Genomic DNA, 23035 nt, shown 5'->3' on the forward strand with positions numbered 1-23035 from the left:
GACAAATGCCGGTCAGCGATACCAGGCGCTCCCATCATCGGCCGGCGTCACCTCGAACAGGTCGCGGCGCAGACCCGGATGCCAGGACGGGTCTGCGTTCAGCCAGCCTATCCAGCGCTGGTGGAACAGCGCATATTGATCCCCCCCGGCAGGCATGTCGCCCCGCGACGCCTTTTCGGCATGGACCATCTCCGCCTCCGGCGTGCAGATGATGCGGTAGCCCAGGGCGCGCAGCCGCAGACACATATCGACATCGTTATATTCGAGGGTGAAGCGTTCGTCGAAACCGTCGATTTCCTCGAGCAGGGACCGGCGGGTGGCGAAAAGCGCCCCCGTCACCATCGACCATTGGCGCTGGACGAGCGCCCAGTCCTGATAAGTGCCGCCCGCCTTCGCCCGGCCCGCCCAGGCATGGGCGATCGCCGCGAACAGCGGGGCGATTCCGGCATGCTGCAACCGGCCATCGGCATAGAGCAGCCGCCCGCCGACACCGCCGACCGTTTCGTCCATTGCGAAGCCAACCAGCGCCTTCAGCCAGCCCGGATCGGCGGGTGTCAGGTCGTCATTCATCAGCACGATCTGTTCGGTTTCCGCGGCGCGCCACAACCGGTTCATCTTCGCGGCATAATTGAACGGCTCGTCAGCGCCGCGCGGCGTCTCGATCCGCCGCAGCGCAAAGGGCCAGGCTCGCGTGGCCCAGGCCGGTTCGCCGGCAATGTCGTCACCTACGATCACGGTCAGCCGTTCCATCGGCCAGTCGGCGGCGGCGATCCCCTTCAGCAGACTTTCGACATAGGTCGTCCGCGCGCCCGGGATCTTGCTGCGCCGGGTCGGGATGATCAGCGAGACCGCTGGTAAGTCGCCGCCGAAGTCGCGCCACTGCGCCAGGCTGCCGGAAACGCGCCCCGGCGCGAAACGGTAGTGCGCGAACAGCGGCTGCCGCTCGAGCATCGCCTTGCGGACTGTCGCGTCGACGCGCGGCCGCTCGCCCGGATAGGCCAGCAGCACCTGCGTTATCCGTTCGATCGACACGCCGGCATGGTGCGCGCGAAGGAGTAGGTCGTCGAGCAGCGCCGCGCCGGTTTCCGGCCGCAGGCCAAGTTCGGCGAGGATCGAGGCGCGGACGATGAACGGCGCGCCGATATAATCCTGCGCGGCCAGCAGGGTCAGGTCGAAGGCGGGCTTCAGGCGAAGCTGGTCGAGACCCTGCTCCGCAGCGGCGGCGAAATCGTCGCCGTAGAAGATGCCGACGTCGGGGCGGGCTTCCGCGGCCTCGCGCCAGGCCCGCTCGAACAGCGGGGCCAGCACCGCGCCGCGGGGCGCCAGCACGATCCAGTGATCGCGGTCGGCCGGCAAATCGTCGGGCATGGCGGTATCGAGCGCCCCGTCGGGCGCCAGGGCGATGATCCGCAGCGTCTCGCCGAGCACGGCGCGCTCCACGGGCACGCCCAGGGAAAGATTAGCGGTGACCGGAACGCCGCCGGGGTCGGCAGGCGCTTCGACCGTCGCGGCGAAACTCGCCGAAACCTTTTCAGCGACGGCCTCCAGCGACAGCAGCGCGCCGATCCGTGCGCGCGCCGCCTCGCCCTTCCCGTCGTTGCCCGCTTCGATCGCATCGGCGGCGCGGATCAGCACCGCACTGAGCGCCGGCTCATCGATCCGCGCCCAATCGCCTCCCTCGGTGTAATGACCGAAATCCTGTTCGAGCCGCCAGGGATGCCATTTCACCGGCCAGCCGACATTGGCGTCGAGAAAGTCGCGGCTCCCGCCGAAATCGGTCGCGAGCACCGGCTTGCCTGCGGCCATGGCCTCGGCGATGGTCAGGCCGAAGCCTTCCGAACAGTGCGGCGAAGCATAGAGGTCGGCGAGCGCGGTCAGTTCGGCCAGCTCGTCGGCCGCCATGGCGCGGTCGACCAGCACCACGCCGTCGGTCGCGTCGGCAAGCGCCTGGAAAGCCGCGCCCTCCTCGGGCCGGTCGTTGAGATGCTTGGTCTTGAGGACCAGCGACCAGCCGCGCGCGGCCAGTCCAGACGCCGAAAAGGCGCGGACCAGCGCGGCCGGATTCTTGCGGACCAGATAGCTCGATCCGTCGAAGATATAGAGCATGACGCGACGATTGGCGGGCAGGCCCAGCCGGGCGAGCGCGGCGGTGCGATCGAGCGGCTGCGGCTCGGGCAGCGGCACGACATGCGGCACGACGTCGACCGGGGCCTCGCCCTGCGCCGCGAACAGGTCCGCGCAATAGCGGCTCGGCGCCCAGATCCGGTCGACCGCGCCGAAATTGCGCCGCCAGGCGGGCGGGATATGTCCCATCTCCCACACCCAATAGCCGATCCGCCGCCCGGCCTCGGCGATCGCGCCGCGCTGCCAGTCGGTCAGCAGATGCCAGCTGTCGGGGTTGAGGTGGATCACCGCAATATCCGCTCGTCCCTCGAAATCGACGATATCGACCGGCGGCGCCAGCGGCTTATGGACATGGAAGGGCAGCTTGATCGGGTGGAGATTGACCAGCGCACCGGTCCGCCGGATCGCGCCGATGATCCCCCGGCTGGCATGGCCGAGACCATTGTCGTAATTCCACGGCCCGAAGAAGGCGACGCGCAACGGCGCCCCGGCCTGGACCTCGCGGGGCAAGCGGCGGGCGAGCAGGCGTCCGCCATCGTCGACCGGCCCGGTTTCTGCCGCCGCCGCCAGCGTCGCCTCGGCCAGTCCGACGTCGAAGCCCGCCTCCGCCAGCGTCTCGCGCCATCCGTCAATGTCGGCTTTCGCGAACTCGCCGCGCAGCAGCAGCAGCTTCACGAAAGGCAGGCCATCGGCGATCAGCTGCCGCCAGCCGAACAGCGTCGGATTGATGGCGGTGGCGCTGGGAAAGAGAATGTCGACCGCAAAGCCGTCGCGTTCCGCCATCTCGCCGAGGCTGACCTCATAGGCACGGATGACGTGATCCTTGCGGGTGAGCAGCCGCAGATCGTTCATGAAGCCGTGGAAGCCGCGCGAGCAGAGCAGGCGCGACTTGATCGCGAGAAAGTAGCTCTGGACATGCCAGCGCCACTCATGGCTCTCGGTCAGCCCGATCAGATCGGCCGTACTCGCCCGTACCCGATCGACGATCGCGCCGATCCGCGCCTCGTCGGCCGCCGGAAACACACTGTCGTTCACCAGATAGAGCGTCGCCGCGCCATAGAGTTGCGGATAGAGCTTCAGCGCGTGGCTCCACGCGCCAAAGTCATAGCCTGCGTTGCGCCGCACGATCAGCGCGTCAGCCTCGGCAATAAGATCTGCGGGCAGGTCGACCGGCCGGTCGACCGTGGCGATCAGGACGATGCCGAGCCCTTTCGCCTTCAGCGCGCGCAGATAGGGCAGGACGTGAGGCTTGATCTTGCCGCTGCGCGAATGGGTGACGAACAGCGCGATCTCGCTGTCTCCCGACAGCGCTAAAGGCTTGACCACCTCGCAAGGCACGCTCCACGCGACCGGATGATCGGCGGGATGGCGCGACGGCGGGAAGAGCTCGACGGGAGAGGATTCGAGTTCGACACCGTCGGGCATCCGGCGCGCGACCACCTCCACCCCTTCGCCATCGTCGCCCAGATCGATGTCGAGGATCGCGCGAAAGACCAGCGCGCCCCCCTCGTCGGGCTCCGGCACCGCCTGTCCGACGAGCCGCCCGCCCGCCCGAAATTCGACCCAGGCCCGATCGTCGTCGCCGTACAGCAGGCCCGATACTTCGCGCTGGTACCAGCCCTGCAAGACGCCGCCGCGCGGGGCCTCCGCAGGTTCCGCCCCGGGCAAAGCCGCGGCGTCCGCTTGCTCCGCCGGGGTGGCCATGCCGGCCAGCGCCAGCGCCGCCTGTTCATTGCCGTCGAGCGCCACGCTTTCGCGATATAGCGCGGCCGCCTGTTCGCGTTCGCCGCAGCGCATCGCGAGATGCCCGCGGCACAGGGCTAGGTCGGAATCGGCGGGGTTGAGCGCGTGGGCGGTGCGATAAGCCTGATCGGCACCGCCGGCGTCGCCCAGTTCGCTCAGCATATGGCCGAGCTGGACCCATATCCCGAAGTGATCGGGCTGATAGCGCAGGAAGCGGCGATAATGTTTGGCAGCGGCATGCCATTGCCGCGCGTCGCGGGCGGCATTCCCCCGGGCATAAGCGCTCTTCATCGCCCGCCGTCGCCAAAATCCCCCCGTCATGCGAAGCTCGCTACCATGCCGGGCGATATGACGAAATAGCGACGGGCATGCGGGCGGATCCTGCCGGACAAAGGCCGCGTGACGCGACATGGGAAGGCGGCTTCTTAGGAAGAAGAGCGGTTTAAGCGCAAGTCGTTAAGCCTCCAGCAAGGAGAGGATCGCGATTGACAGCCGCGCACAGGCGGCTATGGGGCCCAACCGGCATGAAGCGCATGCCTGGTTGGGAGCCGCCGGCGTTTTATGGGGCGGCGAATTGGATGACCGTTATCATCGATCCGATCACCAGCAGTAAAGCTCGCAACAGGCCGCGTGGCTGGACGCTGCTGCTGGGCGCGGCGACGGCGCTGGTCGCGACGGCGCCGGCTTCGGCCGAGACGCTGATGGATGCGGTGGCGTCTGCCTATGCCACCAATCCGACGCTGACCGAGCAGCGCTACCGGCAGAAGAGCGTCAACGAGACCTATGTCCAGACGCGTTCCCAATATGGACCGACTCTGTCGGTCAACGCCACGGCGCAATATCGATATACGAAGGAACGCATCAGTCCTACGCGAGTGATCGAAAACAATGACAGGACTGGCGATGCGACACTCAACCTGCGACAGCAGGTCTACAGCGGCGGCCGCGTTCGCGGCGCGTTGGAAGAGGCCCGCGCCAATGTACATGCCAGCGAGGAACAGCTCCGGCGCGTCGAGGGCGAGGTCATCCAGAATGTGATAGCCGCCTATGCGGCAGTGTTGCGGGACCAGCGTCGCCTGATCGTAACGCGCGAGAATGTCGCGGTGCTGCGCGAGCAGCTGGATGAACGGCGCACCCGCCGCAAGGTGCGCGACGTCACCATCACCGATGTCGCGCAGGCGGATGCCCGCCTTGCCTCAGGCGAGGTCCAGATCGCAAATGCACAGGCGCAGCTTGCGGTCAGCCGCGGCGACTATCTCCGCATCGTCGGCCATGAGCCAGGCGAACTCCAGCCGCTGCCCGAGCTGCCTGGCCTGCCCGAGACGATCGACGAAGCCTTCACCGTGGCCGATGCGGAAAATGCGAGTTTACAGGCGGCACGGCACAGCGAAGTGGCCTCGCGCGCCAATATCGCCGAACAGCGCGGCGCGCAGCGGCCCAGCGTGACTATCTCGGCCCAGGCTGGCAAGTCGGGCGATCTGCGCGATCCGAGCTTCCGCGACTACAACACCGACGTCACCGCGCAAGTCACGCTGACTCAGCCGCTGTGGCAGGGCGGCGCGATCCGATCTCGCATCCGCCAGGCCCAGGACCAGAACAACGCCGCGCAGGCGGTGGTCGACAGTGAACGCCGCCAGGCCTTGCAGGATGTCGTCCTCGCCTGGAACCAGCTCGCATCCGCACGGGTGGGTCTCGTGTCGGGCACGCGTCAGGTGGAAGCGACCCAGATCGCCTTCGCGGGCATGCAGCGCGAGGAGAGCTACGGGCTGCGTAGCCCGACCGAGGTGCTCAATGCCGAGCAGGAACTGGCGAGCGCGCAGCTCAATCTGCTGTCGAGCCGCTACACCGAATATGTCGCGCGCAGCGCGCTGCTGCTGGCGATGGGACGCCTCGACGCGCGCACGGTCAATTCGGCGATTCCGGCCAAGGACCCCGAGGCCGAGTTCAAGAAGGTCCGCTGGCGCGGACTGTTTCCGACCGATCCGGCGATGATGCTGCTCGATCATGTCGGTTCGGCGCCGATCGTCGGCAAGCGCAAGCCCGATCTCCGCCGCGCCGATCAGCCGAAACCGACCGGTTCGCCTGCGATGCCGGCCACGCCCGACAAGCGCTTCACCAGCGCGCCGCTGGTCCCGATCAAGGAAAGTCCGCTGCGCGAAGCCGGCAAGCTTCCGCCATCGTTGCAATATTATGAGACCGCGCCCGGCGACGAGAAAGCGCCCCAAAAGGCGCCCCAGTGAAAAGCTTTCGCCGCCCGTCAGCCACCATGATAAGAGGCGCCCGCCCATTAGCCCGCCGGCGGCCACCATATTCAGGATCCGAACTTTCCCGATGAAAACCGCCTCCTCCCAGAAAGAAACGGCGCCGCTGGCCGAAGCGCTCGCGCTCGGCAAGCAGTCCTTTCTCTTCGTCGGCCTGTTCAGCCTGGCAAGCAATCTATTGTATCTGGCCCTGCCGATCTACACGAACCAGATCTACAGCCGCGTTCTGACCAGCCATAGCGGTTCGACGCTCATCGTGTTGACCGTCGGCGCAGCATTGGTGTTCCTGGTGTCGGGCATCCTGGACAATTTCCGCGGCCAGGTGCTGATCAACTATGGCATCGCCTTCGATCGCAAGCTGGCCAGCGGGACCTTTGCGGCGCTGTTCGACCTCGTAGTGCGACGCAAGGGCGGATCACAGGCTCAAGCCCTACGCGATCTCGACACGGTCAGGTCGCTGATATCCGGCCAGGGCGTCGCGGTTCTGCTCGACCTCCCCTGGATTCCGGTGTTCATGGGCATATTGTTCGTGATTGATCCGTGGATCGGTGCGCTGACCTTTGTCGGCGGGGCGATATTGCTGCTGCTCGCTTTTCTGCAGGACCGCGCCACCCATGACGCCCTGAAGCAGCAGAGCCAGGCGGCAATAAAGAGCTATTCTTTCACCGACCAGGCGTTACGGAACGCGGAGATCGTCCGGGCACTGGGCATGCTGCCTACGCTGGGCGCGGCGTGGGCGCATTATCGGCAGGTTTCGCTGCAGATGGGCGTGGTCGCGGGACAGCGGTCGAGCTTCTACAGCACATCCATCCGCTTCGTCCGCATGATGATCCAGATCGGCATCATCGCGCTCGGCGCATGGCTGATCATCATCGGCAACATCGCCTCGGGGCTGCTGTTCGCGAATATGATCCTCTCGTCGCGCGCGCTGGCGCCAATCGACCGCATCATGGGCTCTTGGAAAAGCCTGCTCGACGGGCTTCAGGCCTATCGGCGCCTCGAGGAGGTTCTTGACAGCTATGAGCCCCCGGTCCCCGCGACCCAGCTGCCGACCCCCACCGGCAATATCGGCTTCGAGAATGTCAGCTTCGCGCCCGCCGGCGCGCCCAACCTTGTGTTGGTCAACCTTCGCTTCCAAATCCTGCCGGGCGAGATGGTCGGCATCATCGGGCCGTCCGGCGCCGGCAAGTCGACGATGCTGCGCCTGATGTGCGGCATCTGGAAGCCGAACAGCGGCACCGTCCGCCTCGATGGCGCCGACGTCTACAGCTGGGACCGCGCCGACTTCGGGCGCCATGTTGCCTATCAGCCGCAGGATACTGAATTGTTCGCGGGCACCGTGCGCGCAAATATCTGCCGTTTTTCGACCTCAGCCGACGATGCCGACATCGTGGCTGCAGCAAAGGCGGCGGGGGCGCATGAGTTGATCCTGCGCTTGCCGCACGGCTATGAAACGCAGCTCGGCGAAGCCGGTACCACTTTGTCGGCGGGCCAGCGGCAGCGCGTCGGACTGGCACGCACCCTCTATGGCAACCCCAAGGTGATCGTCCTCGACGAACCCAATGCCAATCTTGACGCGGACGGTGAGGCCGCGCTCCTCAAGGCGCTGGAAGGCGCCAAGGCGCGCGGCGCGACAATAGTCATGGTTTCGCACAAGCCGAGCATGTTCGCCATCGCGGATAAGCTGATGGTGCTGCGCAGCGGCCAGATCAACAGCTATGGCCCGCGCGAAGAAGTGCTTCGGGCGTTGCAGGGGAGCCAGCGCCCCGCCCTTGCGGAGGCTCAGTCGTGAAACTGCTCCATGATTTTCGCCGCTTGATCACACGCTCCGAACCCGAGATCGATCCGGATAGCGACGAGGCCGCCGTCGCCTATATCGCTCCGCAGGCCGATGATGAGGCGGCACTGCGTCGCTCTGTGCGTCGGCCGATCATCGGCGGATTGGTGATCGTAGGCCTGCTGGTCGTGACCCTGCTGCTATGGGCGCTGCTGTCGATCTCGGGCGCCGTGCTGGCGCAAGGCATCGTCCGCGTCGAGAACAACAGCAAGGACATCCGCCGGCTGGAAGGCGGCATCGTGCGTCAGATCCTGGTCCGCGAGGGCCAGCGCGTGACCAAGGGCCAGCTACTGATCCGCTTCGACGATACCCAGAGCAAGGCCGTGGTCGACGTCTATCAGAACAATGTCGACAGCGCCCGGGCGAATATCGCGCGCTTCCAGGCCGAGGCCGCCAACGCCTCGGACGTTCAGTTTCCCTATGAGCTCACCAGCCGCTCGGCCGATCCGCGCGTCGCCGCGCTGATGGAGGCGCAGCGATCGCTGTTTCATACTCGGATGCTGCTCTACCGGAGCCAGGCGCAGGTGCTCCAGTCGCAGGCTCAGCAGCTTTCGACCCAGCTTTCGGGCCTGCGCATCCAGGCGCAATCGATCGACGACCAGACCGATCTGGTCCAGCAGGAATTGCGCGACGTCCGCGAGCTGAGCCGGCAGGGTTACGCACCTGAGAGCCGACGGCTGGCGCTGGAACGCAACGCGGTCAGCATCCGTGGCCAGCGCGGCTCGATGACCGCTGAAATGGCCCGTGCCCGCCAGTCGATCGGCGAAATCCGGCTGCAGATCGCGCAGCTGGAGAATAAGCATCAGACCGAAGTCGCCGATGGCATCCGCCAGGCGCAAGACCAGCTTTCGGAGAATGAGCCGAAGTTGCGCTCTACTCTGTTGCAGGTCACCCAGACCGAACTGCGCGCTCCCGTCACCGGCTATGTCTTCGGCCTGACTCAATTCACCGAAGGCGGCGTCGCGACCCAGGGCCAGCTCCTGATGCAGATCGTCCCCGCGAATGCCAAGATGATCGTCGCGGCCGAAATAGCGCCGAAGGACATAGCGGACGTGAAGGTGGGGATGCCGGCCCGCGTCACCCTGACCGCGTACAGCACCCGCACGACGCCGCCAGTCGAGGGACATGTCATCCTCGTGTCCGCGGATGCAAAGGTAAATGAGAAGACCGGAGGCTCTTACTTCCTGGCCGAGGTTTCGATCACACCGGAAGAGCTCGCCAAGGCTGGTCCAGACGTGAAGCTCACACCCGGCATGCAAGCCAGCGTCGCCATCGTGACGGGGTCACGGTCGATCATGGCTTATCTCGTGCAGCCCTTCACCAACGCTATCCATGACTCCATGCGCGAGAAATGAACGGGGGGCGCAAAGTCGAATTTCTCGTCGCGGGGGTCCAGAAGGGTGGCACCACCGCATTGTTCGAATATCTGCGTGATCTGCCGGGCCTGCAGCTCCCGGACGTGAAGGAGGCGCATTTCTTCGACGACGAGGAGCGCGTCGATTGGGACCGGCCCGATTACGCGCCCTATCACGGCCTGTTCGTCGATGACGGCAGGATATGGGGGGAAGCCACACCAATCTACAGTTACTGGCCGAACGCTGTCGAGCGGATCGCGGCCTATAACCCGGCGATGAAGATCATCCTCGTGTTCCGCGATCCCATCGAGCGCGCCTGGTCGCACTGGAAGATGGAATATGCGAAGGGTAAGGAGAAACAGCCCTTTCAATGGTGCATCCGCGAAGGCCGGGAAAGGCTCCACTCCGGCGATCCATCCGCACCCGGACATCATCGCGTGTTCAGCTATGTCGAGCGGGGATTTTACGGTGCGCAGGTGAAGCGCCTGCTTTCGGCGTTTCCGCGCGAGCAATGCCTGTTCCTGCGATCCGAGGATCTTCGCGACGAACCCGGCGCTGCACTGCGACGAGTTGCCTCCCTTTTGGAGCAAACGCCGCCTGATTCCATCGCGCCGCGGCTCGTTCATGCCGCGCGGGAGCAATACTATCCGTCGCAGCTGCTCCCTGCGGACATTCGCCTACTTACCCAAATCTATACCGCTGATTTAACTCATTTTTCCCAGCTGACCGGCATAGACTTGGAAGACTGGAGAGGCAGTTGGACGAAATCAGCAGCATCGGCAAATGCCGTAAAGTAGATATGTTTCCGCTACTTTAGCTATAGTGACCGCTTAGGGGCGCTTTGTTCTTGGATATCGCCACCATGAAGCGCCGGAATGACCTAAAATCATTGGATGGCGGCGGCTTTCCATCGATTTTTGCCGAAAAGGGCATGTTGATATTAAATTGGCGAGTACCCCGCAGCTTTATAAATCGCACATCGCCAATGCTGCGGTGCGCTTTTTGCCTGTTGCGTGGTTGAGAAAGCTTGGCTAAGCAACGAACTGGGCTTGCTCGTCGAACCATGCCACGGGGGATCGGTTCGCGGGCGGCAAGGGGCGCTTCCCGCTCGTGTAAACGGGAGGTGGCACGCTGCTTGCCCGGGTTAGGTTCAACTGGAGGTTTCTAATGGCTACTTATATTTTCGAAGAGATGACGAGCGAGGATGCGGAAAACTTCGCCCCCGGCGACATTCTGCGCTTCTCGTCCGCCGCGGCTACTCCGGCGAATGTTTCGGTTTCGAGCACGGGCCTCGACATCACTTTTGTGACCTCGGGCGGCAAGACTCTGGCGTTCACGGGCGCTGACCTCGCTGGCGCGGGCAGCATCGATTTCGTCAGCTCGTTCATCGCTGGCACCGATTCCACGATCGTCCTCGGCGACGGCACCGACAACGACTTCGCGTTCACCACGAACGCCGATGGCAATTATGCTTATGGCTTCGCTGGCGATGACTCGATCCAGGGCGGTTCGGGCGCTGACAACATCTTCGGCGGTACCGGCGACGATTCGCTGGTTGGCAATGATGGCCACGACAACCTGTTCGGTGGTGCCGGTGACGACACGCTCGAGGGTGGCGACGGCAATGATCACCTTTACGGCTTCGGCTTGACCGGCGATCCCAGCACCGACACCGACGACGAAATCAACGGTGGCAGCGGCAATGACTACATTCAGGGCAACGCTGGCGAAGACCAGCTCTATGGTGACGATGGTTCGGACCGTATCAACGGCGGTGGCGACAACGACTACATCCAGGGCGGCAGCGAGAACGACACCGTCAACGGCAACAAGGGCGAAGACACCATCTACGGCGAGAACGGCAACGACTCGCTCCGTGGCGGTGCCGACAATGACCTCGTTGGCGGCGACGCCGGCAATGACGTCATCCTGGGCGACCTCGGCGACGACACCATCGATGGCGGCGACGGCATTGACATTCTGACCGGCGGCGCTGGCGCAGACGTGTTCGTTTTCGATACGCTCGACGCTCCGATCGCAAGCACCGATGAAGAATCGGACGTCTTCGGCCTGGTCGATACGGTTACCGACTTCACTGTCGGCACCGACGTGCTGGATATCACCCTCACCGGTCTGAACGCGGCGAGCGATATCGTTCTCCAGGGCGACGGCGTAACCTTCAGCACTGCCGCGGCAGCGCAGACCTATGCTAGCTCGCTCCTTGTGAACCATGCGACTGGCGCGATCGCGGCCATGCAGGTTGGTGCCGACACCTACCTGTTCTATGACAGCGACGGTGAATATACGGTCGACACCACGATTGACTCGGCTATCAAGCTCACTGGCGTCACCGCTGCTGACCTGACGACCGACGATTTCGGTATCGTCGTTGCACCGTAATCGATAGCATATCGATTTGGGGAAGGGCCGGCTTTGCCGGCCCTTTTTCTTTGTTCGGAAGCTGTTGTTCGATCTCGCCGAGCGCGCCGCGAGACTTCGGTAATCGACGCCTGCCAAACGAATTTAAAGCGATAATCCACCGCGATCCTTTTGCCCCGGTATGAAACAAGAGCCTATCGTCACATGGATTGGCTAGCGATAGGCCTGAGGATGCGCTTACGAGAACGGATTCCGCAGCGCGGACCGGTTATTCGTGCGACCAGTTTGGAGTTGTCGGCTGGCTTCAAAGCAGTTCCGCGGACGGACCTATTTTGCCCTGCACCTATGCAACGACAAATCAAGGCATGGCGCGGCTTCGCGTGATCGAGATTGAGGCGTGAAACGTCGACGGCGGCGAACGGTGCGATCAAGTAACTATATTCAGAGTGGTCAGGCGCTTGCCCCTGACAAGCGATTATAACCGTATCTGCCCATGAGCTTGCCGCACTGCTGCTCGATAATCTCCAACGCGCGTTGGTCCAACCGGCCTTTCCAGTCTCCCGCGACGCCCTTTCGGAAGAACGATGCAGGGTCCTCATCGCCCTGCTTGCGCCCGGACAGCTGTTCGAAGTCAGTTTCGCTGCGCACCTTGGCGATAACGGTTGGACCATGATCGACATCCAGAAAGGCGAACAACTCGGCCGCTACTCTGTCAAAATCGCTCAGCAGTCTTTCATAGCCTATCTGGTGAAGCATCTCCGCGTTGGCGGGGGCCAAGGCCACGAACGCCGCAACATTGCCATTATGCTGCGCCCAGGCAGCAGCGGCGTTACCGACCATTTCGTAATAAGTGTCGGAACCGGCCGTCAACGCGTCATCATAACCGGCACGCTTCGCATGATGAAGCCGCGACACGGCAACATCGCGGGGGTCGCGGACGATGTGGATGAAGCGGGCGGCCGGGAACAGAATTTTCAGTTCCTTGAGCCCTTCGGTGTAGCGCGGCGTCTTGTCTCCTAGCCACAGGGTTCCCGCCGGCGGCTGCTGGCGCAGCATCAGCCTGACGATCATCTCGCGCGCAATCTGGATGATTTCCGCTTCGGCGAGCGGCTGATAGGGGGCCCTGCCCTGGAAGACACGTTCGTCGACCTGCTTCAGCTTGGCATTGTAGCCACGCAGCAGACGGACCATCGGATTGGCGATCTGCTCAATGAAATGCCCCTCGCCCGCACAGGCTATCTGGGAGTGGGCGTCGAGGATCTTCTGCAACCAGGTCGTTCCCGACTTGGGACTGCCGCAGACGAACAGCGGCCTGAAACGCGCCTGCGGCACCGTCATCCCACCGAACCCCCAGCCAGTACTTCATCAACCATCGCCAGCCAGCCCGGCACACCAATCGATTCCCGATCGAACCGTTCGAGCGCCGTGAGCCTGGCCTGCCCGCGCAGCGCGGCATAGCGATCAGGATGGCGCACCGCGTCGATCATCGCCTGAGACAATGCTCCGACATCGAAGAAATCCAGCAGCAACCCATCCTTGCCGTTGGTGATGGCATCGCGCACCGGCGCGGTGTCCGATCCGATGATCAGGCTTTCGCATGCCATCGCTTCGACCAATGACCAGGACAGCGTGAAGGGATAGGTATAGTAGACATGCGCCGCACCGATCGAGAATATGTCGATCATCGTCTCGTGGGGCACCCGGCCGACGAAATGGACGCGATTGCGCTCCAGTCGAGGGCCCAGTTCGGCGAGCATTGCCTCGCGCCACCCCTTGCCGTCGCTTCGGTCCCCGCCATAACCGGTCCCATCCTCGCCGATCGCAACGACATGGGCCTCGGGCACCGCGTCCAGAAAGGCGGGCAAGGCGCGCATGAAGATGTGGAAGCCGCGTAACCGCTCGAAGTGGCGGTTGATGAAGGTTATCACCGGTGTCGACCGGTCGAGTATCTTCCCATCGGGCAATGTCACGCGCGCATCGCGTTTGGCGCGCGCGCGCGACAGGTCGATCCCCTCGTGGAGGATCCTGATGCGGTTGCGGATGACATCGGGGAAAGTCGAAGCCTGGAAAGCTGTCGGGCTGACGATCATGTCCGCCATCACATAAGCGAGCGACTGGGTCGCGTTCTTCCCGTTCGTCCGCATGGCCCGTTCGAGCGTCGGGGTCTCGAACTCCCGATCGAAATTCACATCGGCGCCGAACTGGCGATAATAGAATTCGCCGAACAGGATGAGCCGCGCCTCCGGAAAGATATCGCGGAGGTGGATCGTCTCGCCCCAGCCAGGGTGGCCGATGATCAGGTCGGGCACGAAGCCGGTCTTGCGCAACTCAACGGCGGCGGCGGCGGCGGCACGCGCGCGGATGAGATCCGCCTCGGCGCGCGTCGCCGCGTCGAAGATTCCCGGTGTCGATCCGCGCTTATTGTCCCACCGCACCAGCTTCACGCCGGGACGGTCCTTGGCGGTCTTGCCGCCGATCGCGGCGACCTTGTCGCCCCGCGCTACGAGAGCGTCCGCGATATGGGGAAACTGACCCGGGAAATTTTGGTGGACGAATAAGACCCGCCTGCTCATCGACATTCCTCTAACCGCCGGCCTTCGCCAGGAAACGCGCCAGACCGTTCAAGGATTCGATCTCCTGAATTTCGACCTCGGTGACCTCGATACCCTTTTCGAGTTCGAGCCAGATGCTCAGTTCCATTCCCGCAAGCGAGTCCATCCCCAGATCGGCGAACGTAAGATCGAAATCTGCATCGTGGAGTTTCGCCTCATAGCCTTCGGGAAAAAACACCAGCGGATTGCTGCGCAGCGCGGTGAGCGCCTCGTCTCTCAGCTGCATATGTTCCGGCACGCGGTCCTCCATCGTCACCCCACCGTTTCCGACAAAAGAATCCGGCTGAAAAAACTCGATAGCGAACCCTGCTCCAGCAGATAAGCCAGGGCATTGTGCTCCGCCAGAGCGGCAATGGTCACCGGTTTGAGCTGGGGCAAGACCTTCTCGAGCGATCTGGCGCCTTCAGTGTCGCGCTCGCACTGTGCACCGAACAGATTGATGAGTTCGGTGCTGCGCGGTGCGAGGTTCTGCACGAACTTGTCCAGTTCGTAGCCGGTAAACTCACCATCGCCCGCGGCCACCTTCTTCGAAAGCGATCGGTGCCTGCCCCCGACCGACACCGCGCGGCGCGCATCTAGCAGCAGCCCCATATAGAGCGCCACCTGTCCGCCCCCACTCGTGCCGACGCATCGCACTTCGCGATAGGAGCCGAGATCGACATGGCTGCGGATCGCGTCCGCCATCTTGACCAGATCGTCGCCGAAACCGGGTACCCCCCGCAGATAGCCCGACCGCGTCGGATCGCGGAGCAGAAGCATGTCATAATCGGCGTCAGGGACGAACTGAAGGAATATGGCGGTCGGCAGCATCAGCCTGTTCACATTTCCGCCAAAGCCGATCAACAGCGTCTTTTGCCCGGCGCCCCCCGCCCCCCGGTAGAGGAACACGTTCTCGGACAGCGTCGTCCGTTCGAAGCGGCGCAAGTCCTTTGCTCCCAGCATCATCATCTTGATCGTTCTGCCCAGCGGCGCGATGATGGCCTCGGGCAGTTCTGCCCGGCGTTGCCAGAGGTCCCAGATTTCCAAAGGAGAAAGCTCGTTTTCGAGGTCGATCAATCGCCGCAGATATTCGGCACGCGCCCTACAGTCGGCGAATGGATTTGCGGTCATGTCCGCTGATTCCCCCCGGAATTTCCTTGATCGCTGCGCGATGCACGCACAGGGCGTATCAGCGCGAACCGCGATTGTCACCGACAGTGTGGAGATCGATTACGCAACCCTTTCAGAACTGATCGCCGAAGGTGCCGCCTATCTTGAAGCGGCGGGTGTCGGGCAAGATTCGGTCGTTGGACTGCTGATAGCGGACGAGGTTCAGCATCTGATCGCCTCGCTCAGTCTGCTGGCCATCGGCGCGGGCCAGATCACCCTGGCGACCCATGATCAGCCGGCAATGCGCGACGAACTGGCGGACCGGGTGGGCGCGACCCATGTGCTCGTGGGGCAGTCCGAGCAGGAGGCGGCAGACCGCGTCCGGATCTGGCCCGCCGACCGGCAGGCCAGGCGCGCCTCGACGCATTGGCGCCGCGACCCCGCAAGCAGCGGGCGGCTTTTCCTCCGCACCTCGGGAACGACCGGCAAGACCAACATCCTCGCCTTCTCCGAAACCCAGATCGGCCTACAGGCCGAACGTCATCCGGAATATGCCGACGAACGGCTGTTGCGGCTGGCCGGCATCGAACATAACAATTCCAAGCGCCACCGGCTCTATTGCGTGTGGAATGGCGGCACGAACGTCTTCATCGACCACGGCCATGCCGATCTGGTCGGGTTTGTCCGCGCCAAGGACGTGACCTGTCTCGACATCTCGCGGATGCACGCCGAAGGACTCCCCCATCTGAAGGATGCGGCAGCGCTCGGCGGCATCAAGATCCGCACCGGCGGATCGGCCGTGCCCTATGCGACCCGCCAGGCGATCGAGCGAGCCGTCTCGCGGCACCTCTTCGTCCGCTACGCGTCAAGCGAGACCGGCGCGATCGCGATGGCCATGCCGGGAGAACATGACGACGACGAATGTTCTGGGCGACCCATCGACGGAGTCGAGCTTAAGATTTTCGATCAGGCGGGCGCGCCGCTGCCGCCGGGCGAAACGGGCGAGATCGCATTGCGCACGCCGGGCATGGTCGAGGGCTATTTCGACAATCCCGAGCAGACCGCACTGCGCTTCCGCGACGGTTGGTTCCACCCCGGCGATATCGGCTATCTCCGGCCGGACGGCCAGCTGGTCGTCCAGGGCCGCAAGGACGAGATGATCATCATGAACGGCCTCAACATCTTTCCCAAGGAGATCGAAGCGGCGTTGGAGAGCCATCCCGAGATCGCCTATGCGGCCGCGCTCGCCCTGCCCTCGCGCATCCATGGCGATATTCCCGTCGCAGCGGTCGAGCTCGCCGGCGCAAGCGCACTAACACCGCCCGAAATACAGCGCTGGGCACACCCTCTCCTCGGGCTGCGCGCGCCCAAGCGCGTCGTCATCGTCGATAGCCTGCCGCGCAACAGCCAGGGCAAGGTGACCAAGCGCGCGCTGCTCCCGCTGTTCGAGCGGAAATAGGCGATCAATCCGATGGTCAGAGCGTGATCGCGAAACGGCGATCGATCACCGTCCGTCCGCCGCGCTCGACCGAATAATGCGCGACATAGCGGCCAGCCGGCCAACCCGCGGCCGGCCTCTTCTTGCCCGCGAAGAGGATCGTCTGCGCCTTGTCGCGATCGAGCGGCTGAGCCCGGTTCTCGGCGAAGCCGGCCCCGCCCGGCGCGGTCACCGACAGCCGCTGCACGTCACCCTGCTGCAAGCCGATCGACTGGACGAAAGCCACAAGCGCCGGGCCGGAGCGCGACGGGCGCGGCTCCTGACTCTCCCCTCGCTCCATCGCCATCGCCATCGTCACCGGCCCGGTAGCGAAACCGGCGTTGAGCACTTGCCCCCCCTGATAGCCGGTGTTCAGGCCCGAAGAAGCCGCCCAGATATTGCGGCCGCCATCGCATTGGCCGGGCTTCGCGCCCAGCGCGAAGGGATCGGCCCTCGCGCCATCCTTGCGCACGGTGATGTGAAGGTGCGGATATTCGGTGTTGCCCGACAGACCGACCTTGCCGATCGGCGCGCCCGCCGCAACCTTCTGGCCCGGTTTTACGCTGATGCTGCCCTTCGCCATGTGGCAATATTGGGTTTCCAGCCCGCCCGCATGCGCGATGACGACGCCGTTTCCGCATTCGGCATTGTCGACCGACGCCTGCCCGCGCTCCTTCACCGAGATGTCGGGAACCCCGTCACGCACGCGCAATACGGTCCCTGTGGCGGCGGCAAGAACCGCGACACCGCTCTTCTGCTGCGCCATGCTCTGCAGGCGGATGTCGGTGCCGCCATGCTTGTCATAGGTCCGCTGGCCGCAGTGGAAATCCTTCACCCCCGGCGACGGATCGACGTCGACATAATTCTGTACCGCGCAGCTCACGCCCAGCTTGCAGGCGATCGGCAATATAAGCTCGGGGACATCGCCCGCCGCGCCAAGCAATAGCGGCAACGCCGCGACGAGGATGAGGCCGCGTTTCACGATGTACGTCTCCTAGCTGCGAAGCGCCTCCAGGCGTTCGACCAGCATGGCTGCAATGCCGGAGACGCTGCGCCGGTTCCAGACATGCTCCTCCAGCGCCTTCGCGCGGCGGGCCGCAGCGGCGCGATCGTCGAGCACTGTCCGCAAGGCATCGAGCCAGCCGTCCGCGGTGGCGAACAGCGCATGCGCGCCGAGCAACGGATCGGCCCGATAGGCCGGGCCATCGCTGAGCAGCGGCAGGATTGCGAGCGCGGCATAATCCAATGCCTTAATATCCGACTTGCAGGCGTTGAACGCATTGTCGGCGAGCGGAGCCAGCCCCAGGTCGAACGGCCCCTGCGCGCGCAGCCAGCGCACGAAGCGCGGATAGCTGACCGCGTCGGCGGGCGGCGCGAGCCGGCGCAGCCAGGCCGCGGGCGCGAGATCGGGATCGACGCCGATCACCGTCAGGTCGAACGCATCGCCCCGCTCGGCATGCAGCGCGTCGAGCGCGGGGCGGATCATCGCCAGATCGGGGCCATGGGTGTGGGTGCCCATATAGACCATGCGCACCCTGTCCCCACTGAACGGCGCGGGCCGGCCATGCCGCCAGTCGCGCCACAGCCGGGGGTCGACCGCATTGGGCACGATGGCGCTGCGCGGGCCCAGCCCGGCATAGGCCCCCGCCAGCTCGGCGGTCGAGAACCAGGTCTCCGCCGCCGCCGCGACGGCGCGGTCCAGCGCGGCGTTCAACGGGCGATAGAGATCATGCTCGGGATGGTCGGGTCCGATCAGCGTGAAGGCGTCGTCGACATCGACGACCAGCGCCGCCCCCATCTCGCCCAGCCGCCGTACCAGCGCGTCGACCGCCTCGATCGTCGGCAGCGCGGTTCGCTGGACGATACAGACGTCGCAGTCCGGGACAGCGCCCTCAGGGGCACCCAGGGTCAAACGCACCCGGCCGGTCACGCTCTCGTCGGTCAGCGGCGCGACCAGCCTTATATAGGCCGAGCTTTGCGGACCGATCGCACTGTGCTTTGCGATGATGTGGACCGTCAGCCGATTGTCGAAGTCGGGCTCGGGCACAGCGAAGGGTGCGGGCAGGCCGAGGATCGCGAAGGCATCGGCAATGAAGGTCCGCGCTCGCGCGTCGAAGCTGTGCTCGGCATGGACATAGTCGGCAGCAAGCTTCGCTGCCGGGCCACCGCGCGGCCGGGCGGCCATCGCCTCGATCGCCTCTGCCAGTTCCGCAGGCCCCGAGACCTGCGCCACCGCGTCACCGAACACCGACGCCATTGACGGCACCCGATCGGAAATCGCCCTGCCCCCGCTGCCGACCACGTCGAACAGCCGGTTCGAGAGCAGGCCGAAGGCGCGCATCGACGGCCAGTGATCGTTGAGCACGGCCCCCGCCCCCGCATAGAGCGCGCCGAGTTCGCGATTGTCGACATTGGCGGCCCTGACCAGATCGGCGGGCACCCGCCCGTCCCAGCCGTCACCATAAATGACCGGCGGGCGCCCCGCCTCGATCGCCCAGCGAACGATCTCACGATCGACCCCGCGCGAATTTCCGACAAACAGGACCTCCGGGCCCGTTGCCCCCTCGATCGGATGGAAGCGCGACGGGTCGGTCGCCTGCAGCATCGCCGCCACCGGCGGACGGACGATATGATCGAGCAGCGCGGTGTGCGATTCCGAGGCGGCATAAACCCGGCTGTAGCGGTCATATTCGTCGAAGCCGACCTGATCGGGATGGCTGATGTTCCACAGGAAACACATCTGCCCTGGGCGCGGCTCATAGGCGATCAGCCCGCGCAGGACGATGACGAGGTCCTCGCTCGCGATCGAATGCCCATACCATTGCCCGCGAAAATCGATCCGCGCCTTGTGCCCCAGCCGCTCGATCGCGGCGGCCAGGCTCTCGGCGAAGTGGAAGTCGCCCCAGGCGGCCTTCTCCTCCTCGGGCGCGGCGATCTTGATCGCGATATTGAGCTTCAGTTTCGCCGCCAGTTCATGCGCGTCGCGCCCGGTGGGCAGGCCCAGATGGTTCTTGGCGCGGACGAGCGCCTGGAAGGCGGCAGGCTCGCTAACCGTGATCCGCCCGGTGTCGCTCTTGGCGTCATGATATTCGCAACCGACGAAGGGCGCATAGCCGACCGGCCGCCCCTTGGCGTAGCGCAGGATCAGGTCCCAATCGACCATCCGCCGCAGGTTGCGGTCGAACATGCCAAGCTGATCGGTCAGCGTTCGCCGGTGGCAGAAGGCGTTGAGATCGACATAATTTTCGGCGAGGCAGGCACCCCAGTCGAAATCGTCGCCGCGATAGCCGGTCAGCTGGTTGAGCTCGTCGCGCAGCGCGATTCCCGAATAGGCGGTGTCGAGCCCTTCGGAGGTCATGAACAGCGCCATCACGTCGAGGAACCAGCTCTTCCAGCTATTGTCGCTGTCGAGATAGGCGACGATCTCGCCTTTCGCCGCTTCGAGGCCCAGGTTGCGCGCCGCGCTCACCCCGCCATGCGCACCCTGGATTACGCGGACGCGCGGGTCGCTGGTGAAAGCGGCGGCGATCTCTGCGGTGCCGTCGGTCGATCCATCGTCGACGACCAGCAGTTCGAACTTGCCGTGGCTCTGCGCCAGCACCGAACGGATCGCGGCGGCAACGCGGTCGCGCCGGTTATAGGCGGGCATGATCACGCTGATCAGCGTCTCGTCGGCTGTGCGGTGCGCGGCCTCAGGCAATTCGGCCAGCCTCCGCAGGAAAGCCGCTTCGCGCGCGATATCGAAGTGGCGATAGAAGCGGCGCGGTCTTTCATCCGAGGTCTCGTAGCGCGGACGGCTGATCGGGATAGCAACCCGCCCCTCGCCCGCGCCTACCTCCAGGAAGTGGCGCAGCGGATCGCCCGTCACATCGTCATGGGTCTTGCGGTAATAGGCCCCGTCGAACAGCGGCCCGGTCGATCGGCCTTCGGCAGCGCCATAGTGGATATAATGGTGGAGCGGATGCATCCCTGCAGCGTGCACATCGGCATGGATGCTATTGTACCAGCTGCTCGAGAAATAAAGATTGGGGTCGAGCGCGTCAGCCTCGCGGCCATGGCGGATATAGTCGATCAGCGGATTGTGGCTCGCGATCAGCGCTGCCAGTTCGTCGTCGACCGGGCCAACGCCGAGCCCCGCAGCATCCACGAGCGTCTGGATCACCGGCTCGTGCGAGGGGACGCCCGGCGCGTTGATGATCGCGATCTCGCAAGCCTCGACCAGCCCGACCTTGCCGCCCAGCGCGAGCGGGGCGAGCCCGAACAGCCGCTCGACCGCGTGGCCGAGCGCACCGTCGCGCTCCTGGCTGATCGTCCCCGTATCGCCGAAGTCGGCCAGCGCCGCGACCTTTTCGAGCAGGCTGCGCCGCGCCCAGAAGAAGGTGCCCGCGAAGAAACCCCAGTCGGCGGGCGGATAGGCCGGGACGACCAGCGCCGGGGCCAGATCGGACAACAGCTCGGCATTGCGGAAAAGGTGGCTCGCCACCGACTTGTAGAGCGGCGCGGGGCCGAGCAGCGACAGGTCGGGATGCGCGTCGAAAGCGCTGACGATGTCGCCGACCAGCGCTTCGGAGGCGATCATCCCGTCATAGGCGAGTTGTCGCCATTCGGGCGCATAGCCCGACCCGCCCTTCTTGGTGTGCAGCTTGCCGATCAGATCATAACCGCGCTTAGCCAGCAGCGGCAGCAGTTCGAATAATGGGCCGATATCCCAGCCGCGATTGGCGACCCGAATGATCTCGGGTTCACGCGGCAGCCGCTTCAACGCGTCGAGCACGCTGGCGTCGAGTGGCACGCTGTGTGTCACGAAGATATCGACCGGTGCACCGATCGCCGCGACCCGGTCGATCAGCTCGACCGCCACCTCGGGATAGAAGAGGTGAAGGACCAGCGCTGCCTTCACTGACCGCCTCCGCCCGCCGCGATCCGCCGCGCCATCTGCCGCGCGTAGAAGCCGGTATCGAACAGCGGATTGGGGTTGTAGCCTTTGGCCGCGCCGATCGTCAGATAATGCTCGACCGGATCGAGGCCGCTGTCCGCGGCATCGCCATAGCGGGCAAGATACCAGGCCTCGTCGAACAGCCCGCTGTCGCGGATCATCGCCACCGCCTCGGCATATGGTGGAGTCGGCGCGGGCATCGACTGGCGGGGTGGTACCGGCACAGCCTCGGCAGGCGCGGCTTCCGGTTCTGCCGCCACGCCGATCCGGCGGTGGCGCAGCTCGTCGTGGATGATGTCGTCCGTCAGCCACGGCGCGGCATCGAGCCGGGCATAAGCCGTATCGAGCGCCGCGCGGGTCTCGGCATCGTCACGCGCGGCCAGCGTCTCGAGCCCTTCGCGAACCGCCTCGACGATGCCTGCCAACGGCTCTTCCAGCCCGTCCGATGCGGCATTGCCATGATGCCGCAGCGCCGGATCGAGAAAGCCGTCGATCGCCGCCGCCGTCTCGCCATCGGGCATCACCCCACCGGTCAGCGGCAGCAGGCGGCGCGTGGCATCGCGCCAGTCGGCCAGCATCGCGTCGAAGCCGATCACCGCGCGCATCAGCCCACGGCTGTTGCGCTCGGCATCGATCATGTGGCGCAACCACAGCAGATGCGCGAAAGCCGGCGTCGTCCCGTCGCGGCTGGCGATCGAGCGCGCCACCGCCTGCGGGCTGCGCAGCATCAGCACCGCGCGCGCCGCGACGCCATGTTCGGCCAGCGTCTCGACGATCGTGGGCACGAAGCGGCACTGGCGCGGGTCCTTGATCGCCATCAGCCGCGCATCGCCGAACGCCGCCGTCACCGCCTCCCAGATCCGGTCCTTGCGCGACCGCAGCGCCGAGGCTTCGAGCCGGGACAGATCGAGCGGACGCGGATCGAACCAGCTCGAACGCGCGACGCGCAGCAGCTGGTCATCGGCCTTGACGATTGCCGCCGATTCCCAATAGCCGCGCGCATTGTCGGCATGGGCATCGATCGCGTCGGCGGGCAGCGCTGCACCAAGATAGCCGATCAGCCGCGCAAGCGCGGAAGTCCCGCTCCGGTGCATGCCCAGCACCAGGATAGCGGTGCGCGCTTGGCTGTTAGCGGCTTGCCCCAATCTTCACTCCGCTTCGCTCTGCTTGGCTCCGGGGGCGACGGTTAGCCGCTCGCCGGAGAAAAGCCCATAGTCGTCCA

General features: G+C 64.9%; 14 protein-coding genes. 6 read left to right on the forward strand and 8 right to left on the reverse strand.

Features of this window, described 5'->3' with window-relative positions; genetic code table 11:
* Positions 1–12 precede the first annotated feature (12 nt).
* Positions 13–4188 (reverse strand): glycosyltransferase, encoded by a 4176-nt coding sequence (locus ASE00_RS16245; RefSeq protein ID WP_162256474.1) that lies wholly within the window; start codon positions 4186–4188, stop codon positions 13–15.
* A 257-nt stretch (positions 4189–4445) separates the two neighbouring features.
* On the opposite strand from ASE00_RS16245, the gene ASE00_RS16250 reads away from it, so the two are divergent.
* The 5 genes from ASE00_RS16250 to ASE00_RS16270 all read left to right on the forward strand — a co-directional run bounded on the left by ASE00_RS16250 (position 4446) and on the right by ASE00_RS16270 (position 11720).
* Positions 4446–6107 (forward strand): TolC family outer membrane protein, encoded by a 1662-nt coding sequence (locus tag ASE00_RS16250; protein WP_162256475.1) that lies wholly within the window; start codon positions 4446–4448, stop codon positions 6105–6107.
* 91 nt (positions 6108–6198) lie between these two features.
* Positions 6199–7920: a type I secretion system permease/ATPase gene (locus ASE00_RS16255; protein ID WP_056382204.1), complete on the forward strand. Its 1722-nt coding sequence runs from the start codon at positions 6199–6201 to the stop codon at positions 7918–7920.
* The gene (locus ASE00_RS16260; RefSeq protein ID WP_056382206.1) at positions 7917–9320 is read left to right on the forward strand and encodes an HlyD family type I secretion periplasmic adaptor subunit; all 1404 of its coding nucleotides are present in this window, start codon (positions 7917–7919) and stop codon (positions 9318–9320) included. The genes ASE00_RS16255 and ASE00_RS16260 overlap by 4 nt, the downstream gene beginning before the upstream one ends.
* Positions 9317–10117, forward strand: a complete 801-nt coding sequence (locus ASE00_RS16265; protein WP_056382208.1) for a sulfotransferase domain-containing protein — start codon at positions 9317–9319, stop codon at positions 10115–10117. Before ASE00_RS16260 ends, ASE00_RS16265 begins: the two co-directional genes overlap by 4 nt.
* A gap of 394 nt (positions 10118–10511) precedes the next feature.
* Positions 10512–11720 (forward strand): calcium-binding protein, encoded by a 1209-nt coding sequence (locus ASE00_RS16270; RefSeq protein WP_235538716.1) that lies wholly within the window; start codon positions 10512–10514, stop codon positions 11718–11720.
* Positions 11721–12149: 429 nt separating this feature from the next.
* Here the strand turns inward: ASE00_RS16270 and ASE00_RS16275 are convergent, their stop codons facing one another.
* From ASE00_RS16275 to ASE00_RS16290, 4 genes are read right to left on the reverse strand one after another with little or no spacing between them, the layout of a single operon-like run.
* The gene (locus ASE00_RS16275) at positions 12150–13037 is read right to left on the reverse strand and encodes a sulfotransferase family protein (protein ID WP_056382212.1); all 888 of its coding nucleotides are present in this window, start codon (positions 13035–13037) and stop codon (positions 12150–12152) included.
* A complete protein-coding gene (locus ASE00_RS16280; RefSeq protein ID WP_056382630.1) occupies positions 13034–14272 on the reverse strand; it encodes a glycosyltransferase in 1239 nt (412 codons plus the stop codon). The genes ASE00_RS16275 and ASE00_RS16280 overlap by 4 nt, the downstream gene beginning before the upstream one ends.
* A gap of 10 nt (positions 14273–14282) precedes the next feature.
* Positions 14283–14561, reverse strand: a complete 279-nt coding sequence (locus tag ASE00_RS16285; protein WP_056382213.1) for an acyl carrier protein — start codon at positions 14559–14561, stop codon at positions 14283–14285.
* 2 nt (positions 14562–14563) lie between these two features.
* Positions 14564–15367 carry a hypothetical protein gene (locus ASE00_RS16290; RefSeq protein WP_156405469.1) on the reverse strand — a complete coding sequence of 268 codons (804 nt, stop codon included), beginning with the start codon at positions 15365–15367 and terminating at the stop codon, positions 14564–14566.
* 52 nt (positions 15368–15419) lie between these two features.
* On the opposite strand from ASE00_RS16290, the gene ASE00_RS16295 reads away from it, so the two are divergent.
* On the forward strand, positions 15420–16859 hold the full coding sequence (locus tag ASE00_RS16295; RefSeq protein ID WP_162256476.1) for a class I adenylate-forming enzyme family protein: 1440 nt from the start codon (positions 15420–15422) through the stop codon (positions 16857–16859).
* 16 nt (positions 16860–16875) lie between these two features.
* Here the strand turns inward: ASE00_RS16295 and ASE00_RS16300 are convergent, their stop codons facing one another.
* Genes ASE00_RS16300 through ASE00_RS16310 form a run of 3 tightly spaced genes read right to left on the reverse strand, consistent with a single transcriptional unit; the run spans position 16876 to position 22958 of the window.
* Positions 16876–17859: a M23 family metallopeptidase gene (locus ASE00_RS16300; protein ID WP_056382221.1), complete on the reverse strand. Its 984-nt coding sequence runs from the start codon at positions 17857–17859 to the stop codon at positions 16876–16878.
* A 12-nt stretch (positions 17860–17871) separates the two neighbouring features.
* Positions 17872–21777 carry a glycosyltransferase gene (locus tag ASE00_RS16305; RefSeq protein WP_056382223.1) on the reverse strand — a complete coding sequence of 1302 codons (3906 nt, stop codon included), beginning with the start codon at positions 21775–21777 and terminating at the stop codon, positions 17872–17874.
* On the reverse strand, positions 21774–22958 hold the full coding sequence (locus tag ASE00_RS16310; RefSeq protein WP_056382225.1) for a sulfotransferase family protein: 1185 nt from the start codon (positions 22956–22958) through the stop codon (positions 21774–21776). The genes ASE00_RS16305 and ASE00_RS16310 overlap by 4 nt, the downstream gene beginning before the upstream one ends.
* Positions 22959–23035: the final 77 nt, after the last annotated feature.

Source organism: Sphingomonas sp. Root710, assembly GCF_001429065.1.
Taxonomy (GTDB): Bacteria; Pseudomonadota; Alphaproteobacteria; order Sphingomonadales; family Sphingomonadaceae; genus Rhizorhabdus.